This window comes from Stenotrophomonas sp. 22DLJC03 (genome assembly GCF_056861405.1).
This window is the reverse complement of sequence record NZ_JBSPUG010000004.1, coordinates 1-14,655: the sequence shown is the minus strand read 5'-3', so window position 1 is coordinate 14,655 and position 14,655 is coordinate 1. Positions and strand designations below refer to the sequence as shown.

The window sequence follows — 14,655 nt, the reverse complement described above, 5'->3', positions numbered from 1 at the left end:
GCGGAATGTCGCAGCGAAGATGGATCGCGTCGTGTTCGACCGCTTCTGCTGCGCGAGGTTCCATTGTGATCGCTCTACTTGATGTGCATCTGAACCGTTCTTCCGCGCGTGTTCACCATGAATGCGGGCGCGACGCGCGCGAACGCCAACATTCCCTTAACCAGGCTCCGCTACAGTCGGGGCATGGACCTGCAGACTTCTCCGTTTCCGGCGTTCCGTGGCCGCGATCGGTTGATCGCCGCCGTCGACGCGGCGATGACCTCCGGTGATGCCGGGCGCATCACCGCCGATCTGCAGTTGGCACTGCAGGACGCCATCGCAGACAGCCGCATCGAACTTCCCGAGTGCGTGCATCGTCCGGTCGGTGATCATTACGCGCGACGCCCGCTCTACCACAGCCGCGAACACGGCTACAGCGTGATTGCCATGAGCTGGGGCCCAGGGCAGGGCACGCCGCTGCACGACCACGATGCCATGTGGTGTGTGGAGGGAGTGTGGTTGGGCGAACTGGAGATCACCCGCTATGAACTGCTGGAGCGCAACGGCGAGCGCTGCCGCTTCCGTCGGCATGCCGCGCTGCGCGGGGGCTGCGGCAGTGCTGGCAGCCTGATTCCACCGCATGAGTACCACACCCTGCGCAATGCCAGCGACGCGGCCCTGGCAATCTCGGTGCATGTGTATGAGGCACCGATGGAGCGGGCCGCGGTGTTCGATCCGCTCGGTGGTGACTGGTACCAGCGTCGCATCCAGGCACTGCAGGCCGACCCGGCCTGAGCGGGGGGCAGGGCGGGGCACCACCAGCACCCTCGTGAGCCACGTGGCATCATGCGCCGCTGCGCTGCCGGACCCGGCGGCGATCCGCGATGCCCCGTCGGGCAAGGAGCAAGACCATGTCCAGCGCTGATCCGCGCCTGCGCGCGCTGTTGAAGCTGGCACCGGTGATTCCGGTGTACACCCCCGAAGATGTGAATGAAGCGGTCGAAGTGGCCCAGGCACTGTTCCGCGGTGGCCTGCCGGTGATCGAAGTGACGCTGCGCACGCCGCAGGCACTGGATGCAATCAAGGCCATGGTCGAGGCCGTGCCCGATGCCGTGATCGGCGCCGGCACCGTGCTCAACGCCGCACAGATGCAGGCGGCAAAGCAGGCCGGTGCGCGTTTTGCCGTTTCCCCCGGTGCCACGCCGGCGCTGTATGCCGCCGCGCGCGATGCCGACCTGCCGTACCTGCCCGGTGCCGCCACCGCCTCGGACCTGATCCTGGGCCTGGAGCACGGCCAGGACACCTTCAAGTTCTTCCCGGCAGTGCAGGCCGGTGGCGCCGCACTGCTGGCCGCCTGGCATGGGCCGTTCGCCGATGTGCGCTTCTGCCCGACCGGCGGCATCAGCGCGCAGACCGCGCCGCAGTTCCTGCACCTGCCCAACGTGCTGTGCGTGGGCGGTTCGTGGCTGACCACCCCGGCGCTGCTGCAGACCCGCGACTGGGATGCGATCGAGCGCCTGGCCCGCGAGGCTTCGGTACTGGCAGGCTGAACCTGCTGCAGGAATCTTCAAAGGTTTGATCGTGATCAAAGCGCCGGCCTCGCGCCGGCGTCATTCTGTGGGCAAGCGCACTACGGAGATCCGAACATGAATTCGACCATGAAGGCCGCTGTCGTGCGCGAGTTCGGCAAGCCACTGGTGATCGAGGAAGTCTCGGTACCACGCCCGGGGGCGGGCGAGGTACTGGTCAAGATCGAGGCCTGTGGCGTCTGCCACACCGACCTGCACGCCGCCGAGGGCGACTGGCCGGTGAAACCGAACCCGCCGTTCATCCCCGGTCACGAGGGCGTGGGGCACATCGTGGCCGTGGGAGGCGGGGTAGGGCACGTCAAGGAAGGCGACAGGGTCGGCATCCCCTGGTTGTACTCGGCGTGTGGCCATTGCGAGCACTGCCTGGGTGGCTGGGAGACGCTGTGCGAAACGCAGCGCAATACCGGCTACTCGGTCAACGGCGGCTTCGCCGAGTACGCACTGGCCGATGCCAACTATGTCGGCCTGCTTCCGAAGGAAGTGGGCTTCGTCGAGATCGCGCCGGTGCTGTGCGCCGGCGTGACCGTCTACAAGGGCCTGAAGGTTACCGATACCAAGCCAGGGGACTGGGTGGTGATTTCCGGCATTGGTGGCCTCGGCCACATGGCGGTGCAGTACGCCCGCGCGATGGGCCTGAACGTGGCTGCGGTGGATGTGGACGACAGCAAGCTGGCATTGGCCCGGCAGCTCGGCGCGCAGATCACTGTCAACGCGCGCACCACCGATCCCGCCGCCTTCCTGAAGAAGGAAATCGGCGGCGCGCACGGTGCGCTGGTCACCGCGGTTTCGCCGAAGGCGTTCGAGCAGGCACTGGGCATGGTCCGCCGTGGCGGCACCGTCTCGCTCAATGGCCTGCCACCCGGCAATTTCCCGCTGGACATTTTCGGCATGGTGCTCAACGGCATTACCGTGCGTGGCTCGATCGTCGGCACCCGGCTGGACCTGCAGGAATCGCTGCAGTTCGCCGCCGAGGGCAAAGTCGCGGCCACGGTCAGCACCGACCGCCTGGAAAACATCAACGAGGTGTTCGCGCGCATGCACGCGGGCACCATCGAAGGCCGCGTGGTGCTGGACTTCGCCGCCTGACCGCCTGTGCATGGCCGTCGTCGCTCCGTTCCCCTCTCCCACGGACGCGGCGGCCATGCCTATCCATCGGTAGTGCCGGCCGCTGGCCGGCATCCCCAGGCACTTCGCGCAGCCGTACAATGCGCGCATGCCCGGCCTGCTCAAGACTCTGTTCCTGTCCCTCGTCGCCCTGATCGGCGGCGTGCTGTCGCTTGCGCTGGTCAGCAGCGTCGCCAGCTGGCTGCCCCCATTGTTGGGCCTGTCACCGGACAGCAACAGCGTGCAGCTGGGATGGGACCTGGCCTTCAGCGTGCTCGGTGGCGTTGCCGGCATTTCCTTCGCCACCTACTACGCGCCGTGCTGGCCGCGTTCGCATGGCTTCTCGATCTGGTCGCTGATCGCACTCGGATGCGGTTACGCGATGTGGACCGCCGGCGCGGATTTCCCACTCTGGTTCGTCATTTCGCTGCTGGCGTCACTGCCGCTGCAGCTGTTGGCCGGCTGGTGGTTCGGTCGCCGCGCGTCGCGCGATCCGCGCTGAGCGCATCCAGGTAGTGCCGGCCGCTGGCCGGCAACCTCGGCCATCCTACAGTTGCCGGCCAGCGGCCGGCACTACCGCTTCAGCGACGGCAGCGTCTGCTTCAACCGTTCAATGCCCTGCCATGGGTCACCCTTCAGCCGCTGGGCACGCGCCAGCGCCTTGGCCATCGGAAACGCGTCAGCCGCGCTCACCCGGGCCAGCTCTTCCCAGCGCAGCGGCACCGCCACGCCCGCACCATCGCGCGCGCGCAGCGACCACGAACAGACGCTCGTGGCCCCCCGCGTATTGCGCAACCAGTCGATGAAGATGACGCCATTGCGCTTGGCCTTGCTCATCGTCGCCACGTAGCGATCAGGCTGCTCCAGCGCCATTGCCTGCGCGAACGCCTCGCAGAACGCCTTCGCCTCGTCCCAGCCTGCATTGGGCTGCAGCGGCACCACCACGTGCACGCCCTTGCCACCGGACAGGCGTACGAAGCTCTTCAGGCCCACCTGCTGCAGGCGGTCACGCACATCGCGTGCACCGGCTTTCACCTGTGCCCAGCTGACGCCTTCGCCGGGATCGAGATCGAACACCAGGCGATCCGGATGCTCTGGATCGATCACGGTTGCGCCCCACGGATGCAGCTCCAGGGTGTTCATCTGCACCAGCTGCAACAGGCCCCGTGCATCGTCGATATAGACATAGTCCTCGCGGCCGCTCTTCTGTTGCAGCGGAACCGCGTGCACGGCATCGCCCAGGCCGGGACCGTGGTGCTTCTGGAAGAAGCAGGCCTTGCCCACGCCGTCCGGGCACCGGAGCAGTGACAGCGGACGTCCGGCAAGTTCGGGCAGGATCCAACGCGCCATGCGCTGGTAGTAGTCGGCCACGTCGCCCTTGCTCAGCTTCTCCTTTGGAAACACCACCCGCTCTGGATGAGTGATCTGGACCTCGCCTCCGGCTTCGATGTCGGCTGTGCTCATACCCAGATCCTCCTTCTGCTTGTCGCTGCGCAGCCGCTTGAAACTGGCCTGGCGCAGCAGGCCTTCCTTGCCCCAGCCACGGAATGCCACCTCCGCCACCGTCACCGGTTTCACCCAGCGCACGCTGGCGGCACGGAACGGCACATGCGCTGGCAGCTGCAGCACCGGTGCATTCACTGCGAACGGCTGCAGTGCCTTGAGCAGCGCGCGCAGGCTATCGTCGTCGAAGCCGGTGCCAACGCGGCCCACATAGCGCAGGCCAGCCTTGTCCGGCGTGGCCAGAAGCAGCGAACCAAATCCCACCCGGGAACCCTTGGGTGCCGTGTGGCCGACAATCACGAACTCGTCGGTGTCTTCGTGCTTCACTTTGACCCAGCTGCGCGCACGCGTGTTCACGTAGGGAGCATCCACCTGTTTGCTGACGATGCCTTCGAAGCCGGCCCCACCGCTGGCGTCGAACACCTGCGGTCCATGGTCGATAACGTGTTCGCTGAAGGCCAGAGTGCCGGGCGCCGGCCCGATGAGATCCTTCAGCAGCGCCTTGCGTTCCAGCAACGGCACACGACTGATGTCCACGCCGGCCACACCCGGAAGATCGAACACGATGTAGCGCAGCGGTTGTTTCGAACTACCGTCGATCACCCGCTGCAATGCCGCAAAGTCACTGCGTCCTTCCTTGTCCAACACCACCAGCTCGCCATCCAGGCGCGCATCGCGCAGCGGCAGCGCCTGCACGGCCTGCACGACCTCGGGAAAATCCGCCGTCCAGTCCAGGCCGTTGCGGGAGCGGAGCTTCACCTCACCATCGTGCAGATCGGCCAGCAGACGATAACCATCCCACTTGATCTCGTGCAGCCAGCGCGCGCCGTCCGGCGCGCTGTCGCGATGATCGGTCAACTGCGGCTTGAACACGCGTGGATAGGGCGTATCGCGTGCACCGTCCAGTTTCAGCGCGCGCGCATGCCAGCGCGCGTCGGTCGTTCGGGTGACCGTACGGGCGGCCAGTGCAGTGCGCGCTGTCTTCGCCGCAGTGGCCTTCTTCATTGCAGAACCGCGTTTCGGGATGGGCGTTTCCAGCAGATCGTCTGCTTCGGCATCGCGCGCTTCCTCGTCACCGCGCTTGATCAGCAGCCACTGCACCTGACGCCCTTTCATTGCCGTACGCACCAGCTTCCAGCCACCGGCCAGGCGTTGCCCGTGCAGCACGAAGTCGATCTTTCCAGCCGCCAGCGCCTGCAGTGGATCACCTTCACAGGCCCAGGTGCCGTGATCGAAGACATCCACGTGGCCAGCACCATAGTGACCTTCAGGAATGTTTCCCTCGAAGCCGGCGTAGGACAACGGGTGATCTTCCACTTCCACGGCCAGCCGCTTCTCACCGACGCGCAGCGAAGGCCCCTTCGGCACGGCCCAGCTCTTCAGTACACCGTCCATTTCCAGGCGGAAGTCATAGTGACGCGAGCTTGCATGATGCAGCTGGATGACGAAGGTCGGCCGCCGCTTCGGATCACCGCGTGCGGGCGTGTCGTCAGGCTCCGGCGTCTGTCCGGCGCCACCACCCAGTCTGCGCTTGCGCCGGTACTGGTGCAGCGACATGGTTCAACCTGCCTTGCGCCGCGTGGTCTTCTTTGCGGCCTTTTTGGTGGCCTTCTTTGCCACCTTCTTCGCCGGTGCCTTGCGCGTTGCCGTCTTCTTCGCCGGCGTGCGCTTGTTCGCGTCCAGGCTCTTCTGCAGCAACGCCATGAAATCCACCACATTGGTGGTGGCATCTTCGCGCGGTGCGGGCTCGTCTTCCACCCGGGTAGTGCCGCCCTTGGATTTGATGCGCTTGTTCAATACCAGCTGCAGACGCTCGCGGAACTCATCGTGATACTGCGAGGGATCCCAGTCACCGGCCATTGACTCGATCAGCTGTTCGGCCATCGCCGTTTCCTTGCTGGTGATGCGATAGTCGGACAGTTTTCCGGTGGGCAGCTTGTAGTCCTCGGGATCCACCAGCTCCTGCGGATAGCGCAGGATCATCAGCACCAGCGCGTCCTGCTGCGGCATTACCGCGCACAGGTACTCGCGCGTGCGCACCACCACCCGCGCGATGCCCACCTTGCCGGTACTGCGCAGCGTTTCGCGCAGCAGCACATAGCCCTTTTCGGCCTTCTTGCCGGGCACCAGCAGATACGGTTTCTCGTAGTAGCGTGGGTCGATCTGCGCCGCGTCCACGAACGATTCCACTTCCACCGCTTCGTGGCTTTCCGGCGCTGCCGAACGGATATCGCCTTCCTCCAGCACGACGTAGCTGCCCTTGTCGTACTCGTAGGCTTTGACGATGTCCTTCCACGGCACCTCCTCGCCGGTATCGGCGTTGACCCGCTCGAAGCGGATCGGCTTGCGGTCACGGGAGTCGAGCATGCGGAACTGCAGATCGACCTTGCGTTCGCCGGACATCAGCGACACCGGCACGTTGAGCAGGCCAAACGACAGCGTGCCGGTCCAGATCGGGCGAGCCATGGGTGCACCTTTGGCGGGGCAGGGGGCCCAGAGTGGGCCGGAGGGCGTAAACCAGCCGTGTCCGTGCCGTGCACGTGGGTTCTACGGAACACGGTAGTGCCGGCCGCTGGCCGGCAACCAAAGCACACCTGAGCGTGTACGCAGAACCCCTGCGCTACTGCAGCAACGGCCTCACCGCTGCCGCCGGGATATGGTCCAGTGCGCGCCACGCATCTTCCACCACCGGCCGCGCCTGCGACCAGCTCAAGCGCGAGTGCCCACGCATCTGTTCCCAGTGCTCGGCCAGCTCCTCGCAGGTATCGGCGGCGTCACCGCGCGGCCAATCGGCGGCATGCGTGGTCAGCGCAAAGGCGTAGACCGGGCAGAGGTCACGCCAATTGCGATGGCTCTGGCCACGGCGCTCTTCGTAATCGCTCAGCATGTACTGCAGGTAGTCCTGCGCCACCGCCTGCGGGTCCTCATGGCGACGCGTGCGGCGCTGAGCTGTGCGCTGGCCGAGCGGATCGAGCAGGGCGTTGAACACGGACGGTGCGGGTCGTTCAAGACGGGGCATGGCCGGCTCCTGCAGCGGGGGCGGGTGGGCAGGAATACGCGCGATCCCGTTACCGGGGGGTGAGCGAGATGTTCATGACGCCAGGTTCGCGGCGGCTTTACCTTGTGAGGGGTGTAGTGGGAGCCCCCGAGCGCAGGTAGCCAGATCATGAGCCGAGAGACCTCCCGTGACCCGCTGCGGGAAAACCACCCGCCCATTCCCGGCGAGCAGCGCGGTAAGCGCGATGCCGACAACGCCGACTACCGCGGCACCGGCGCACCGTTCTTTGACGCCGAACACGGTGGCGCGCATCTGCCGGTGAAGCACGAGTCTGAACAGGCCGCACAGGACCGCAAGGACGGCGGCGACCGCCATCGTGGGGGCCAGGAAAGCCCGCTGAAGCGCCGCGAGCGCAAGCAGCATGCCAGCGACAACCAGGACGAGGCGCTGGAGGAGACCTTCCCGGCCAGCGACCCGACCTCGCCGTTCGTACCGGCCAAGGCCCCCGACTAAAGGGTAGCGCCGGGCCATGCCCGGCGCTACCGTTGGAAGGGCGTCACCGCCACGACCACTGCAGCCCGAGGCTGGCCCGCCGTCCCGGTCCCGGCTCGTAGAAGCGGCCATTGCCGTCATTGACGATCACCGAGCCGATGTAGGCCTGGTCCAGCACGTTCTCCAACCGCGCGAAGGCACGCAGCTCACCGCCCGGCAGGGTCCATCGGCGCCCGCCTTCCAGGTGCAGCAGAGCGAAACCGGGTGCGCGCGCCGTAGCCACGTCATTGACCACGGTATCGGTGCTGGCCGAGGCCTCCAGCGCCCACTGCCAGTCGGCGGGGCTCCACTGCAGGCGGGCGAAGGCCTGCTGGCGTGGCACGCCGGGCAGACGGCTACCCACGGCGACGCCGGTGTTCGAGGTCAGGTACGGCGAGCGCACCTGCGCCTGCAGCCAGGTCCAGGCCAGCTGCAGTTCCAGCTGTTCGGCCAGCGGCTGTCGGTACTGCAGCTCCACGCCCTGGCGACGGGTGCGGCCGATGTTGCGATAGGTGCTGCGTCCTCCGATATTGCTGGCAACTGCCAGCTCATCGTCGGTATCTGCGCGGAACAGGCTGATATCGAGCTGGGTTCCATCCTGTGCGCGCCACTTGCTGCCAATCTCCAGATTGCGGCTGCGCGCGGCCGCCAGATCCAGCGCCAATCCCGCCTGGCCGTCGGCGCGATAACCCAGCTCGTTGAAGGTAGGCGTCTCGAAGCCCCGCCCCACGGCGGCGTGCAGCCGCCACTGCGGGCTGGCCTCGAAGCTGACCCCCGCCACCGGCGTGGTTGCCTGGTAGCGGCGGCGGCCGCTGTCGTCCGGATTGCGCCCGGTGACGTAGCGGTCATCGGATTCGAAACGCACCACGCTGTGGCGCAGCCCGGCCAGCAGCGACCAGCGCGGGCTCCACTGCCACCAGGCCTGGGCGAACTGGTCGACGTTCTGCACGGTGTCGATCTGGTCTCGGCGCAGGCGCCCACGCAAGCCCAGGGGGCTGCCGATGAAGTTCTCGTAGCCGGTACGGTGCTGGCGCTGGCGGTCGGCGCTGAGCCCGGCCACCAGATCCAACGGGCGGCCGGCGAGATCGCCGTGCCAGCCCCAGCGCGCGTCCAGCCCGCCATAGCCCGCGTCCAGATCGATCACGCCGCCCGCATGCAACGGGTTGGCCTGCGCGGTCGGCGGAATCGGCAGGTACTGGGTGACCTCACGCTGCCCGGCATAGCCCATCAGCTGCCAGCGTTGGGTGTCGGTTTCGCGGGTCCAACGCAACCCAGCCTGCTGCTGGCGCACCGATTTGCGGGTGTTGTACTGGCGCGCCACCGCAGTAGCCTGCCGTGGATCCGCAGCGACCTGCGCGCGGGTCAGGCCCAGTGGATCCTGTGCGTCCGGCGCATCCAGCGCGTTGAGCAGCAGCTCCAGTCGCCCACCGCCCAGATCGCCGCCAATGCGCGCAGTGAGCGATTCGCGGCGCGCGCGGCTGTGTTCGCGCCAGCCATCGGTGCGGAAGTGATTGGCGGCGATGTTGTAGTCCAGCCCGTGGCTGGCTCCCTTCAGCTGCGTGCCGACGCTGAGCGTGTTGTCGGCACCTGAGTTGAGACGCAACCGCCACGGGTCGCCGGCCTGGCCCTGCGCGCTCCACACCTGCAGCACGCCGCCGGAGGAGTTGCCGTACAGCGCCGAGAACGGCCCGCGCAGCACCTCGATGCGTTCGGCACCCAGCAGGCTGGCATGCGACAGCTGGCCCTGGCCATCGGGCATGGTCGCGGGCACCCCGTCGATCAACACCCGCACCCCGCGCACACCGAAGGTCGAGCGCGCGCCGAAGCCTCGGATCGACAGCTGCGTGTCCTGGGCGAAGTTCTGCCGGTCGCGCGCCAGCAGTCCCGGCACCCCGGCCAGTGCCTCGGACAACTGCACGCTGTTGCCGGCCCGGCCAGCGTCGATCCAGACCGTGTCCTGGCTGGCCGGCAGCGCGAACGGGTCGATACCCGGAACCCGCGCCGCCTGCACCTGCACGGCGGGCAGGGCGGTGGGCGCAGGCTCGGCCATGGCAGCCAGTGGCGACAGCAGCAGGGCGGACAACGGCAGGCAGTGGCGTCGTGCGGCGGGATTCATGATTCAGGTTGATGGATCGGGCGGCAACGCACGCCATGGTACGGGGACACGGATGACGATGGCGGCGGCCAGCCCCGGCAGGCTTTGTTACGATGGGCTGTTTCCGGCCGAAAAGCCGCAGACCGCGTGGCGCAATTCCTCCCCCTTTCCGTCTACCGAACGAGTACCGCCGTGTCCTTCTTTGCAAACGTGGAACTGGTCCCAGGCGACCCGATCCTGGGCCTGACCGAGGCGTACAACGCCGACAGCCGCCCGACCAAGGTCAACCTGGGTGTGGGCATCTACTACGACGAGAGCGGCCGCATTCCGCTGCTGCGCGCCGTCAAGCAGATCGAGCAGCAGCTCGCCAACGAAGCCAAACCGCGCGGCTACCTGCCGATCGATGGCCTGCCGGCGTACACGCAGGCAACGCGTGAGCTGGTGTTCGGCAAGGACTCGCCGCTGCTGGCCGCCGGCCGCGTCACCACCGCACAGACCGTCGGTGGCAGCGGTGCGCTGCGTGTCGGCGCCGATGTGCTGAAGAAGCTGCTGCCGCACGCCACCGTTGCACTGAGCAACCCGAGCTGGGAAAACCATCGCGCGGTGTTCAGTGCGGCCGGTTTCGAAGTGGTGGATTACACCTACTTCGACCCGACCACCCATGGCGTGAACTTCGATGGCCTGCTGGCCGACCTCGGCAAGCTGGAAGCCGGCACCGTGGTGCTGCTGCACGCCTGCTGCCACAACCCCACCGGTGCCGACCTCACCGTCAGCCAGTGGAAGCAGGTCGCGCAGCTGCTGAAGGACAAGCAACTGTTCCCCTTCATCGACATGGCCTACCAGGGCTTCGACAAGGGCATCGAGCAGGACGGCGCCGCCGTGCGCATCATCGCCGAAGCCGGCATCGACAGCTTCATCGTCGCCAACTCGTACTCCAAGTCGTTCTCGCTGTACGGCGAGCGCGTGGGTGCGTTGTCGATGGTGGCGCCGACCGCTGCTGACGCCAAGGCCGTGCAGTCGCAGGTCAAGCGCGTGATCCGCACCATCTACTCCAGCCCGTCCACCCACGGTGCCGCGCTGGTGGCCGGCGTGCTGACCAACCCGGAACTGCGCGCGATGTGGGAGCAGGAGCTGACCGAGATGCGCGAGCGCATCCATGCCCTGCGCCACGGCCTGGTCGAGAAGCTGGCCGCCGCTGGTGCGCCGCAGTTCGCCTTCATCAACGAACAGGCCGGCATGTTCTCCTACTCCGGCCTGAGCCGTGAGCAGGTCGAGCGCCTGCGCGACGAGTTCGGCATCTACGCCGTCGGCACCGGCCGCATCTGCGTGGCCGCGCTGAACCAGAACAACCTGGAATACGTCGCCAAGGCCGTGGCCACCGTCGCCAAGGGCTGATCGACCGCTCCAGCAAGCTGTGGAAACAAAGGCGCCGAAAGGCGCCTTTGTTTTTGCTCCTGCCTTGCCACACCCTCCGCGCTCGCGGCCAACCCTGAAGCGCGCGGGAGGGGGAGGCAATGCAGGACCGTTGGCGCCATGGATGGCGCCATCGAGCTTACATGGACGTACTTGCAGCGTGTCCTGCATTGTCTCCCCCTCCCGCGCGCCTCGATGAAGGGAAGGCGCCACGAGCGCAACGCATCTGGAAACGATTACGCCTTCCCGCGCTCACGCACGGCCCCGCCATACGGGCGACAATAGGCGTTTTCCCGCTGCCGAGACCTGCCCGCTCATGTCCCGTACTTCGTTGACCCGCTTCCTGATCCAGGAACAGCACGCCGGCCGCATCAACGCCGACCTGCGCCAGCTGATCGCCGTGGTCGCCCGCGCCTGCACCAGCATCTCCATTGCCGTCAGCAAGGGCGCCCTCGGTGGCGTGCTCGGCGACGCCGGTACCGGCAACGTGCAGGGCGAAGCGCAGAAGAAGCTGGACGTCATCAGCAACGAGATCCTGCTCGAAGCCAACGCCTGGGGTGGTCACCTCGCTGCCTGCGCCTCTGAGGAAATGGACCACAGCCAGCCGGTGCCGGACATCTATCCGCGCGGTGACTTCCTGCTGCTGTTCGATCCCCTCGATGGCAGCTCCAACATCGACGTCAACGTCTCCGTCGGCACCATCTTCTCGGTGCTGCGCTGCCCGACCAATGTCGAACTGCCGGGCGATGACGCCTTCCTGCAGCCGGGCAGCAAGCAGATCGCCGCCGGCTACTGCATCTACGGGCCCAGCACGCAGCTGGTGCTGACCGTCGGCCACGGTACCCACGCCTTCACCCTGGACCGCGAGAAGGGTGAGTTCGTGCTGACCACCGAGAACATGCAGATTCCGGCGGCCACCCAGGAATTCGCCATCAACATGTCCAACCAGCGTCACTGGGAAGCGCCGATGCAGGCGTACGTCGGCGATCTGCTGGCGGGCAAGGAAGGCGCGCGCGGCAAGAACTTCAACATGCGCTGGATCGCCAGCATGGTCGCCGACGTGCATCGCATCCTGACCCGCGGCGGCATCTTCATCTACCCGTGGGACAAGAAGGATCCGTCCAAGGCCGGCAAGCTGCGGCTGATGTACGAAGCCAACCCGATGGGCCTGCTGGTCGAACAGGCCGGTGGCGCTGCCTGGACCGGTCGCGAGCGCATCCTCGACATCCAGCCCGACCAGCTGCACCAGCGCGTGCCAGTGTTCCTCGGTTCGCGCGAGGAAGTGGCCGAAGCCGTGCGCTACCACCACGCGCACGACGACGCGCAGGGCTGAGGCAAGTCTCCCGACAACGGTCATGGCAGAACGATGACATGACCGTGGGGTGACACCGAGGGCGGCAAACGGCACCATCAAGCCATTGCCGCCTAAGGAATGCACGCATGCACGAGCAGGGCCCGGTCGATTTCATCGAAGTCATCCACAACGCCGTCCCCAGCGAGGTCTGCGCGGCGATCGTTGAGCGCCTGCGCGCCACGCGTGGCCTGCAACCCGGTGCCGTAGGCAGTGGCGTGTTCCCGGAACTCAAGCACAGCAAGGATCTGCGCATCAGTGGGCTGGACGGCTGGCAGGATGTCGATCAGCAGCTGCAGATCGCAGTGTTCAATGGCCTGCTGACTTATCTACGCCGTTATCCACAGGCGTTGATCGCACCGCTGATGTTGCAGATCCAGGACAGCAACGGCCAACCGCGACGCCTGTCTGCCGAGGACTTCCCCGACATGCCGCCGCAGCAGCTGGCCGATCTGGCCCGCACCTGCCTGCGCCCGGGCGCGATCAACCTGCAGTGGTATGCGGCAGGCGAGGGCGGCTACCCGTACTGGCACTGCGAGCTGTACCCCAAGGACGCGCAGGCCGAGACCCTGCACCGGCATGTGCTGTGGACGCTGTACCTCAACGACGACTTCGAAGAGGGCGAAACCGAGTTCCTGTTCCAGGGGCGGAAGATCGCGCCGCGCACCGGCAGTCTGCTGATCGCGCCGACTGCGTTTACTCATACCCATCGTGGCAATCGGCCACAAGGTGGAGACAAGTTCATCGCGACCAGCTGGATCCTGTTCCAGAGCGCGCAGAAGTTGTTTGGGGGGTAGCGTCGAGCTGGCTCGACTGCTTTTTCGTCTCCAGTCGAGCAAGCTCGACTCTACTCAGAACAACGAGCCCTGCGGCGATTCCTTGCGCGGCGGTAGCGGCTTCTGGAACCGGCTGCAATCCAGCTTCGGCCAATGGCTGTTCTGCGCATTGAAACCCAGCCGCTTGCGTGCCAGCTTGAAGCGGTTGTTCAACAGATCGGCATACACGCCCTGGCCACGCATGCGCGTGCCGAACTGGCTGTCGTAGTCCTTGCCGCCGCGCAGCTGCTGGATGGTGCTCATCACGTGTGCAGCGCGATCGGGATGATGGGTATCCAGCCAGTCGCGGAACAGCGGTGCTACTTCCAGCGGCAGACGCAGCAGCACGTAGCCAGCGGTGCTGGCGCCGGCGTCGTGTGCGGCCTCCAGTACGGCTTCCAGTTCGCTGTCGTTGATCCACGGAATCACCGGCGCCACCATCACCCCAACCGGAATACCTGCCTCATGCAGGCGCTTCATCGCGCGCAGCCGTGCATGCGGTGCAGACGCGCGTGGCTCCAGCTTTGCGGAAAGATGCGGATCCAACGAGGTAACCGAGAAGTGCACGCTGACCAGGTTCTCCGCCGCCAGCGGCTCAAGCAGATCGATATCGCGCTCAACCAGCGCGTTCTTGGTGATCAGCGAAAACGGATGCTTGGTTTCCAGCATCACTTCGATCAACTGGCGGGTGAGTTTGAACTTGCGCTCGATCGGCTGGTAGGCGTCGGTGTTGATGCCCAGCGCGATCGGCTGCGGCACGTAACCCGGTTTCGACAGCTCCTTGCGCAGCAGTTGCGGCGCATTGGTCTTGGCGAACAGCTTGGTTTCGAAGTCCAGGCCTGGCGACAGATTCAGATAGGCGTGCGAGGGTCGCGCGAAGCAGTACGAGCACCCGTGCTCGCAACCGCGATAGGGATTCACCGATTGACTGAAGCCGACGTCCGGCGAGTTGTTGCGGGTGATGATGCTGCGCGCGGTTTCGGCACGCACTTCGGTACGCAGGCGCGGAGCGAGGAATTCTTCGCTCTCGTCGACCGCCCAGCCGTCGTCCACCGCCTCGCTGACGGTGCTTTCAAAGCGCCCGGCAAGGTGGGACGTGGAACCTCGGCCCTTGATCGCAATACCCATTGGGGAAGCGTAGGCTGCGGCCGTCTCAATGGCTGCGACGGGCGTCTGAAGGGTTCAGGACTGTGCTGAGCCGGGCATGGGCTCGGCTCTTATCTCTTGCGACTCTGGCACCTTAGGTGCCGAGAGCCCGGCGCGGGCGACCGTTCGGC

At 66.3% G+C, this 14,655-nt stretch carries 13 protein-coding genes; 8 read left to right on the top strand and 5 right to left on the bottom strand.

Annotated features, from left to right (window positions below; genetic code table 11):
* Positions 1 to 183 precede the first annotated feature (183 nt).
* The 4 genes from AC13GA_RS15145 (at position 184) to AC13GA_RS15130 (ending at position 3,174) form a co-directional block, all read left to right on the top strand.
* Positions 184 to 774, top strand: coding sequence for a cysteine dioxygenase family protein (locus AC13GA_RS15145; RefSeq protein ID WP_046985035.1), 591 nt, complete (start codon positions 184 to 186; stop codon positions 772 to 774).
* A gap of 116 nt (positions 775 to 890) precedes the next feature.
* Positions 891 to 1,529 carry a bifunctional 4-hydroxy-2-oxoglutarate aldolase/2-dehydro-3-deoxy-phosphogluconate aldolase gene (eda, locus tag AC13GA_RS15140; RefSeq protein WP_046985036.1) on the top strand — a complete coding sequence of 213 codons (639 nt, stop codon included), beginning with the start codon at positions 891 to 893 and terminating at the stop codon, positions 1,527 to 1,529.
* Between the two features lie 96 nt (positions 1,530 to 1,625).
* Complete coding sequence (gene adhP / locus AC13GA_RS15135; protein WP_046985037.1) at positions 1,626 to 2,654, top strand: alcohol dehydrogenase AdhP; 1,029 nt, start codon at positions 1,626 to 1,628, stop codon at positions 2,652 to 2,654.
* A gap of 127 nt (positions 2,655 to 2,781) precedes the next feature.
* Complete coding sequence (locus AC13GA_RS15130) at positions 2,782 to 3,174, top strand: hypothetical protein (RefSeq protein WP_046985038.1); 393 nt, start codon at positions 2,782 to 2,784, stop codon at positions 3,172 to 3,174.
* Positions 3,175 to 3,245: 71 nt separating this feature from the next.
* On the opposite strand, the gene ligD is transcribed toward AC13GA_RS15130, so the two are convergent.
* The 3 genes from ligD to AC13GA_RS15115 form a co-directional block, all read right to left on the bottom strand.
* Positions 3,246 to 5,732: a DNA ligase D gene (gene ligD, locus AC13GA_RS15125; protein ID WP_482998462.1), complete on the bottom strand. Its 2,487-nt coding sequence runs from the start codon at positions 5,730 to 5,732 to the stop codon at positions 3,246 to 3,248.
* Positions 5,733 to 5,735: 3 nt separating this feature from the next.
* Positions 5,736 to 6,641, bottom strand: coding sequence for a non-homologous end joining protein Ku (gene ku, locus AC13GA_RS15120; protein ID WP_136640057.1), 906 nt, complete (start codon positions 6,639 to 6,641; stop codon positions 5,736 to 5,738).
* A 154-nt stretch (positions 6,642 to 6,795) separates the two neighbouring features.
* Positions 6,796 to 7,194, bottom strand: a complete 399-nt coding sequence (locus AC13GA_RS15115) for a hypothetical protein (protein WP_004132921.1) — start codon at positions 7,192 to 7,194, stop codon at positions 6,796 to 6,798.
* A 147-nt stretch (positions 7,195 to 7,341) separates the two neighbouring features.
* On the opposite strand from AC13GA_RS15115, the gene AC13GA_RS15110 reads away from it, so the two are divergent.
* Entirely contained in the window at positions 7,342 to 7,686 is a 345-nt protein-coding gene (locus tag AC13GA_RS15110) for a hypothetical protein (protein ID WP_428709484.1), read from the top strand.
* Between the two features lie 43 nt (positions 7,687 to 7,729).
* On the opposite strand, the gene AC13GA_RS15105 is transcribed toward AC13GA_RS15110, so the two are convergent.
* Complete coding sequence (locus AC13GA_RS15105; RefSeq protein WP_482998461.1) at positions 7,730 to 9,820, bottom strand: TonB-dependent receptor family protein; 2,091 nt, start codon at positions 9,818 to 9,820, stop codon at positions 7,730 to 7,732.
* A gap of 171 nt (positions 9,821 to 9,991) precedes the next feature.
* On the opposite strand from AC13GA_RS15105, the gene AC13GA_RS15100 reads away from it, so the two are divergent.
* The 3 genes from AC13GA_RS15100 to AC13GA_RS15090 all read left to right on the top strand — a co-directional run bounded on the left by AC13GA_RS15100 (position 9,992) and on the right by AC13GA_RS15090 (position 13,360).
* The gene (locus tag AC13GA_RS15100; protein WP_447780585.1) at positions 9,992 to 11,194 is read left to right on the top strand and encodes an amino acid aminotransferase; all 1,203 of its coding nucleotides are present in this window, start codon (positions 9,992 to 9,994) and stop codon (positions 11,192 to 11,194) included.
* Positions 11,195 to 11,528: 334 nt separating this feature from the next.
* A complete protein-coding gene (locus AC13GA_RS15095) occupies positions 11,529 to 12,545 on the top strand; it encodes a class 1 fructose-bisphosphatase (RefSeq protein WP_014035428.1) in 1,017 nt (338 codons plus the stop codon).
* Between the two features lie 107 nt (positions 12,546 to 12,652).
* Positions 12,653 to 13,360: a 2OG-Fe(II) oxygenase gene (locus AC13GA_RS15090; protein ID WP_482998460.1), complete on the top strand. Its 708-nt coding sequence runs from the start codon at positions 12,653 to 12,655 to the stop codon at positions 13,358 to 13,360.
* A 54-nt stretch (positions 13,361 to 13,414) separates the two neighbouring features.
* Here the strand turns inward: AC13GA_RS15090 and AC13GA_RS15085 are convergent, their stop codons facing one another.
* Positions 13,415 to 14,506, bottom strand: a complete 1,092-nt coding sequence (locus AC13GA_RS15085) for a PA0069 family radical SAM protein (RefSeq protein WP_046986644.1) — start codon at positions 14,504 to 14,506, stop codon at positions 13,415 to 13,417.
* Positions 14,507 to 14,655 lie beyond the last annotated feature (149 nt).

Coding starts and splice junctions, on each gene's coding strand:
- AC13GA_RS15145 (WP_046985035.1), top strand. CDS start 184: ATGGACCTGCAGACTTCTCCGTTTCCGGCGTTCCGTGGCCGCGATCGG.
- AC13GA_RS15105 (WP_482998461.1), bottom strand. CDS start 9,820: ATGAATCCCGCCGCACGACGCCACTGCCTGCCGTTGTCCGCCCTGCTG.
- adhP (WP_046985037.1), top strand. CDS start 1,626: ATGAATTCGACCATGAAGGCCGCTGTCGTGCGCGAGTTCGGCAAGCCA.
- AC13GA_RS15110 (WP_428709484.1), top strand. CDS start 7,342: ATGAGCCGAGAGACCTCCCGTGACCCGCTGCGGGAAAACCACCCGCCC.
- AC13GA_RS15085 (WP_046986644.1), bottom strand. CDS start 14,506: ATGGGTATTGCGATCAAGGGCCGAGGTTCCACGTCCCACCTTGCCGGG.
- ku (WP_136640057.1), bottom strand. CDS start 6,641: ATGGCTCGCCCGATCTGGACCGGCACGCTGTCGTTTGGCCTGCTCAAC.
- AC13GA_RS15095 (WP_014035428.1), top strand. CDS start 11,529: ATGTCCCGTACTTCGTTGACCCGCTTCCTGATCCAGGAACAGCACGCC.
- AC13GA_RS15115 (WP_004132921.1), bottom strand. CDS start 7,194: ATGCCCCGTCTTGAACGACCCGCACCGTCCGTGTTCAACGCCCTGCTC.
- eda (WP_046985036.1), top strand. CDS start 891: ATGTCCAGCGCTGATCCGCGCCTGCGCGCGCTGTTGAAGCTGGCACCG.
- ligD (WP_482998462.1), bottom strand. CDS start 5,732: ATGTCGCTGCACCAGTACCGGCGCAAGCGCAGACTGGGTGGTGGCGCC.
- AC13GA_RS15090 (WP_482998460.1), top strand. CDS start 12,653: ATGCACGAGCAGGGCCCGGTCGATTTCATCGAAGTCATCCACAACGCC.
- AC13GA_RS15130 (WP_046985038.1), top strand. CDS start 2,782: ATGCCCGGCCTGCTCAAGACTCTGTTCCTGTCCCTCGTCGCCCTGATC.